Annotated in this window: 8 protein-coding genes and 1 pseudogene; 7 read left to right on the top strand and 2 right to left on the bottom strand. The window is 74.4% G+C overall.

Annotated features, from left to right (window positions below):
• A partial coding sequence (locus KS423_RS37300) for a serine hydrolase (RefSeq protein ID WP_224284177.1) occupies positions 1–1079 on the top strand: 1079 nt, incomplete at its 5' end.
• Positions 1080–1144: 65 nt separating this feature from the next.
• Positions 1145–2074 carry an aminoglycoside phosphotransferase family protein gene (locus tag KS423_RS37295; protein ID WP_224284176.1) on the top strand — a complete coding sequence of 310 codons (930 nt, stop codon included), beginning with the start codon at positions 1145–1147 and terminating at the stop codon, positions 2072–2074.
• Between the two features lie 17 nt (positions 2075–2091).
• Here the strand turns inward: KS423_RS37295 and KS423_RS37290 are convergent, their stop codons facing one another.
• A complete protein-coding gene (locus tag KS423_RS37290; RefSeq protein WP_224284175.1) occupies positions 2092–2256 on the bottom strand; it encodes a hypothetical protein in 165 nt (54 codons plus the stop codon).
• A gap of 96 nt (positions 2257–2352) precedes the next feature.
• Between KS423_RS37290 and KS423_RS37285 the strand changes: the two genes are divergently transcribed.
• From KS423_RS37285 to KS423_RS37265, 5 genes are all read left to right on the top strand, one after another.
• Entirely contained in the window at positions 2353–2709 is a 357-nt protein-coding gene (locus tag KS423_RS37285; RefSeq protein ID WP_224284174.1) for a DUF6204 family protein, read from the top strand.
• Positions 2710–2785: 76 nt separating this feature from the next.
• Positions 2786–3304 carry a MarR family winged helix-turn-helix transcriptional regulator gene (locus KS423_RS37280; RefSeq protein ID WP_224284173.1) on the top strand — a complete coding sequence of 173 codons (519 nt, stop codon included), beginning with the start codon at positions 2786–2788 and terminating at the stop codon, positions 3302–3304.
• Between the two features lie 149 nt (positions 3305–3453).
• Positions 3454–4140: a class I SAM-dependent methyltransferase gene (locus tag KS423_RS37275; protein ID WP_224284172.1), complete on the top strand. Its 687-nt coding sequence runs from the start codon at positions 3454–3456 to the stop codon at positions 4138–4140.
• Positions 4137–4466: a sulfurtransferase TusA family protein gene (locus tag KS423_RS37270; protein WP_224284171.1), complete on the top strand. Its 330-nt coding sequence runs from the start codon at positions 4137–4139 to the stop codon at positions 4464–4466. The genes KS423_RS37275 and KS423_RS37270 overlap by 4 nt, the downstream gene beginning before the upstream one ends.
• A 151-nt stretch (positions 4467–4617) precedes the next feature.
• A complete protein-coding gene (locus KS423_RS37265; RefSeq protein WP_224284170.1) occupies positions 4618–5067 on the top strand; it encodes a hypothetical protein in 450 nt (149 codons plus the stop codon).
• 75 nt (positions 5068–5142) lie between these two features.
• Here the strand turns inward: KS423_RS37265 and KS423_RS37260 are convergent.
• A pseudogene (locus KS423_RS37260) lies at positions 5143–5456 on the bottom strand (MerR family transcriptional regulator); the annotation flags it as partial.

The following is a 5456-nucleotide window of genomic DNA, read 5'->3' as shown; positions in this document are numbered from 1 at the left end:
TCGACGCCGCGATCACCGCCCGGCCGGGCGACCCGGTGGCGGGCGCGGTCGCCCGGGTGACGGTCGACGGCCGGGCCTGGCGCGGCAGCGCGGGCGATCCGGTGAGTGGGCGGCCGGTGGCGCCGAACGCCGCGTTCCGGATCGGCAGCATCAACAAGACCTTCGTCGCCGCGGTGCTGCTCCAGCTCGCCGCCGAGCAGCGGATCTCCCTGGACGGCACTGTCCAGCAGTACCTGCCCGGCACCCTGCCCGCGAGCTTCAAGCTGCCGATCACCGTCCGCCAACTCCTCGACCACACCAGCGGACTTCCGCAGGCCGTCGAGGGCCCGGAGGTCGAGGACCACGACGGCCTGATAGCCCACCGGTTCGCGAACGAGACACTCGACCTGGTCATCCAGCGGACGCTCCGCCCGCACCCGGAGAAGGGCCTGCCCGAGGCGAGCCCGGCCTTCGATCCGGGCACCGCACAGGAGTACAACAGCTTCAACTACCGGCTGGCGGGCCGGATCATCGAACAGGTGACCGGACACACGATCAGGGAGGAGGTGACGGCCCGCATCCTGAAGCCGCTCGGCCTGCGGCACACCGAGGTGACGGAGGGCAGGCCCGCGATGCCCGAGCCGCACTTGGCCGGCTACTACCCCGACAACGCGGGCACCCCGACGGACGTCTCCGAGCAGGGCGGCAACCCGGAGTCGATGGTCTCCACCCCGGCCGACCTGGACCGCTTCCTGCGCGCCCTGTTGGACGGCGAACTCCTGCCGCCCCAGCAGCTGCACGACCTGCTCACCCTGCCGCGGGACGCCTCGGGCCGGCTGCTGCCGGTACGCGGGGCGGACGAGTGCCGGTTCGGTCCGGACAAGGGTCGGGCCTGCCACAGCGCCGGGCTGACGGCCATTGCCCTGCGGGACGGCACGGTGCTCTGGGGCAAGACCGGACACGACCTCGGGTACTCCGGCGGCTTCTTCACCACCCCGGACCTCCGCAAGCGGCTGGTCTACTCCGTCGGCACCGGGCCCGACACCCCGGCACCGGCGCTCCGCCTCGCCGCCACGGCCTTCGGCCCCTTCGCCCCCTGAGCCCGGTCGAACCAACCGCCGCACCAGCCCGCACCGCCCCTCCCCCAGCCCTGCAAGGAACCCGCGTGATCATCGTCCCCGACGGGCTCGCCCGCACCACCGTCGACCGCGAAGGAGCCTCCGGCACGTCCTGGATCGCCGAACTCCCCGGCCTCGCCGCCGAACTGCTGGACCGCTGGGGCTGCGTACGGGACGGCGCGGCCACCCACGGCGGCGTCGGCCTGATCCTCCCGGTCCGGCAGGCCTCGGGGCGCGCGGCCGTGCTGAAGGTCTCGTTCCCCCACCCGGGCAACGTCCACGAGCCGGACGCCTTCACGGTGTGGGCGGGCCGGGGCGCCGTCCGGCTGTACGAACGGGACGACGAGCGCTTCGCGATGCTGCTCGAACGGGCGAGCCCGGCAACGCTCGCGGAGGTCCGGGACGGCGACGAGGTGCTGACGGTCGCCGGGCGGCTCAGCCGCCGACTCGCCGTCCCGGCACCGCCGGGCCTGCCCCGGCTGAGCGAGCAGGCGGCGGACTGGGAGGCCCGACTGCGCGCCGACGCAGCCTCCCTGGCCCACGCCCTTCCGGCCCGCACGGTAGGCGCCGCCCTCGCGACCGTCCGCGAACTCGCCCGCAGCCAGCCGGACGTGCTCGTCCACGGCGACCTCCACCCCCGCAACATCCTGCGGGCGGAGCGCGAACCCTGGCCGGCCGTGGACCCCAAGGGCTACGCGGGCGACCGAGCCTACGACGGCGGCACTCTGCTCAAGGTCCACGCCCTGACCCTGCTCGACGCGACGGACGTGAACCGCACCCTCCTCCGTGCACTCGACGTCTTCACCGAGGCCGCCGAGCCGGACCGCGAACGCACCCGCCGCTGGGCCCAACTCCACGCCGTCCAGGCCGCCTTCCGGGGCCGACGGCACGGCTTCCGGCGCGCCCGGAGCGGCCCCGAGCTCGACCGGCTCACCCGGTACGCGGACGGGCTCGCCGAAGCGCTCACCCCCGACTGACCCTCACACCCGACCGCCTACGGGTGCCGAAACACACCCGCCCCGATCCCCAGCCCCGCCAACCGCTCGCGCAGCTCGGCCTCCTGCGTCTGCGGGACCCCCAGGGCACGCCCGGTGTCCCCGGCACAGAAGACCAGCCGGTCACCCCGCCGGCCCTCCGCCTTGATCGTGAAGGGATCCATGCCGTAGGCGTCCAGGTGGGCTGTCTCCAGGCTGAGACACCGCGGCGCCCGAAATCGCGTTGGCGGCCGGCGTCCCGTCCTGCCTATGGTCGGGGGATGACCACTCGAACCTTCCGCATCATGGTGCGCGGCGTCTTCGACGGCCTCACCGACGAACAGCGCTCCGAACTGCTCGCCGCCGCACCCGAGCACGACGTGCTGCACGCCGCCTTCACGCACGAGGGCCACCTCAGCTACGACCTGTCCGCGAGGGCCGCCTTCACCTTCCGCTTCCTCGACGAGGGCGAGGCCGAGGAGGACATCCTGGACGCCACCGAGCGGGCCGAACAGTCGGCGCAGAACTGGCTCACCGAACGCGGCTACGGCTACAAGAACCTCCGCTCCCAGGCCGAGGACCTCTCCCAGGCGCCGCTCGGCAAGCGTCAGCGCCGCGCCGCCAACACCGCTCACTGATCTGCCCCCTCCCCCCCTCCGCCACCTCCTTGACGGCTCCCCGTCGGGATATACTTGAGCAGTCAAGGAGGTGGCAATGACAGAACAGCCGGAACAGACGGGGCGAACGGGGTCGGCCACGACCGCGCCGGCCACGACGGGCCCGGGCCCCGACCCGCTGGATACCGCCCTGCGGCTGGTCCGTGCCCAGACGGCCGTGGTCAAGCGCTTCGACGCCGGCCTCAGCGGCCTGCACGGCGTCAGCCTGGCCGACTTCACCATGCTGCTCCACCTCTCCCAGGCCCCCGGCGGCCGGATGCGCCGGGTCGACCTCGCCGAAGCCCTCGGGCTCACCGCCTCCGGTGTGACCCGTGGCCTCGCACCGTTGGAGCGGATCGGCCTGGTCACCCGCGAGACCGCCGCCCGCGACGCCCGGGTCGCCTACGCCGCCCTCACCCCGACCGGCCGCGAGCGGCTCGCCGAGATGCTGTACACCGCCCGGCAGGTCGCCGCCGACCACTTCGCGGCCGAGCAGTGGAGCGCCGAGGACCTCAGCCGACTGTCCACCCTGCTCACCCGCCTCGGCGGCACCGCCCCCGGTCAGCGTCTCGGCTGAGCCGCCCGGCCAGGCCCCGCCGCACGCCCACCGCACCCCGGCACACCCACCGCGCGCCCCTCGTCCTAGGCTGACCCCGCACCGCCGCACCACCCGCACCAGGCACACCACCCGCACTACCCGCACCACCCCGCGCGAAGGACAGCACCATGACCGACACCCCCGGCACCGGGCCCGGCCTGGAGCACACCCTCGCCGACACCCAACGTGCGCACTGGCAGCAGACCTACACCGCCAACCCCGGGATGTACGGCGAGCAGCCCTCCGCCCCCGCCGAGTACGCCGCCGAGGTGTTCGCCGCCGCCGGGGCGCGGGACGTGCTGGAACTCGGCGCCGGCCACGGGCGCGACGCGCTGCACTTCGCCCGCGCGGGCTTCCGCGTGCCGGCCGCCGACTTCAGCCCGACCGGCCTGCAACAGCTGCGCGCCGCCGCGGCGGACCAGGGCCTGGCCGACCGGCTCTCGGTCCTCACCCACGACGTCCGCGAGCCACTCCCACTCCCCGACGCCTCCGTCGACGCGGTCTTCGCCCACATGCTGCTCTGCATGGCGCTCTCCACCGAGGAGATCGAGGCGCTCGTCGCCGAGGTCCACCGGGTCCTGCGCCCTGGCGGCACCTTCGTCTACACCGTCCGCCACACCGGCGACGCCCACTACGGCGCCGGGACCGGACACGGGGACGACATCTGGGAGCACGGCGGCTTCGCCGTCCACTTCTTCCCCCGCGAGCTGGTGGACGCGCTCGCCGAGGGCTGGCGCCTGACCGACGTCCACCCCTTCGAGGAAGGCGAACTGCCCCGCCGCCTCTGGCGCATCACCCAGGAGACCCCCCGATGACCGCAGCCGACGCCGCCACCCCCAAGGCCGCCGCAGAGACCCCCGACCTCGCCATCGACGGCACCGGCCTGCTCTGCGTCCAGCTCCTGCTCCGGCTGCGCGCCCGGATCGCGCACCTCCCGGCCGGCGCTGTGGTCCACATCCACACCACCGACCCCGCCGCCCCGCTCGACCTCCCCGCCTGGTGCCATCTGACCGGCCACGAGTACCTCGGCCAGGTCCCGCACGAGGCGACCGACCGCGAGGTGTACGCGCTGCGCCTCACCTCCGCCCCGGTCCCGACCCGCCCCGACCGCCCCTGGCACCCCGCTCCCGGCACCGACTGACCGGGCCTACCCCGCTGCCGCCCCGGCCATCACACGCTCCAGAAGGCCTGGCAGCGGGCCCGAGGACGGCTCACGGCCGAGGCCCCGGGCCGCCCGGTGTGCCACGATGAGGAGGTACGAACGACCCGGTACCACAGGGAGGTTGACCGCCGTGGACCCGATCATCAGCTGCCACTGGCAGGACCGGCAGGGCGCATGGGCCCTGACCGTCGGCCACACCGGCGACGACTGGGAGCTGCTCGCCTCGGCCCCCTCCTGGTCGGAGTCGATCCCCTTCGCGAACCCGGAGGAGGTCCGCCGACTCGCCCAGGCCCTGCTGGACCTGCCCGCCGAACCCGAGCCGTACGAGTTCGAGTGGCAGCTCTCCCGCACCGGATCGGCCGCTGCCGAGGGCGGGCCGCAGCCCCACTTCGCGACCTTCGCCGTCGGCCTCGACCCCACCGACGACCACCGCCCGTACCTCGCCTACCAGTCCTACTACGACCTGGGCCGGGCAACCGGACTCGGCCTGGAGGTGATCTGCGAGGACCCGCCGGTCGACCACCTCCGCGCCCAGGCCCACGCCTTCCTCACCACCTTCCCCGACCCCGCCCGCCGATAGCCGCCCAGCCACTGCCGCAACTGCAACAACCTCAGCCTCAGCCTCAGCCACAACCACGCAGCCCCCGCACCCGGCTCACGCCACGGCGCGCACCGCCCAGTCCACCTCCGCCGCCCAACTCTTCGGCGCAGCCCACTGGTTGACCACCGCCAGCAGCTCCAGGTACCGCTCCCGCCGCGGATCGGCCATCGCCCCCAGCCGCTCCGCCAACCGGTCGCGCAGCGCCCCGGCGTCCCCCGGCACCGCGCCCGCACACCACTGCCCGTACCGCTCCACCAGCTCCGCGACGACGGCCGCCGCCTCCGCCGACCCCGGGTCCACCCCGGCCGCGACCGCCGGTCCGGCCAACTCCCGCACCGCCCCCGCCAGTCCGGGCCTCGGCAAGCCCG

The organism is Streptomyces sp. LS1784 (genome assembly GCF_020103755.1).
In the GTDB taxonomy this organism is placed as follows: Bacteria; Actinomycetota; Actinomycetes; order Streptomycetales; family Streptomycetaceae; genus Kitasatospora.
Note: the sequence above shows the minus strand (reverse complement) of the source record. Positions and strands in the feature narration are given on the sequence as shown.

Excerpts from the sequence above, each read along its gene's own strand:
- KS423_RS37290 (WP_224284175.1), bottom strand. The coding sequence starts at position 2,256 with ATGGATCCCTTCACGATCAAGGCGGAGGGCCGGCGGGGTGACCGGCTG.
- KS423_RS37285 (WP_224284174.1), top strand. The coding sequence starts at position 2,353 with ATGACCACTCGAACCTTCCGCATCATGGTGCGCGGCGTCTTCGACGGC.
- KS423_RS37280 (WP_224284173.1), top strand. The coding sequence starts at position 2,786 with ATGACAGAACAGCCGGAACAGACGGGGCGAACGGGGTCGGCCACGACC.
- KS423_RS37275 (WP_224284172.1), top strand. The coding sequence starts at position 3,454 with ATGACCGACACCCCCGGCACCGGGCCCGGCCTGGAGCACACCCTCGCC.
- KS423_RS37270 (WP_224284171.1), top strand. The coding sequence starts at position 4,137 with ATGACCGCAGCCGACGCCGCCACCCCCAAGGCCGCCGCAGAGACCCCC.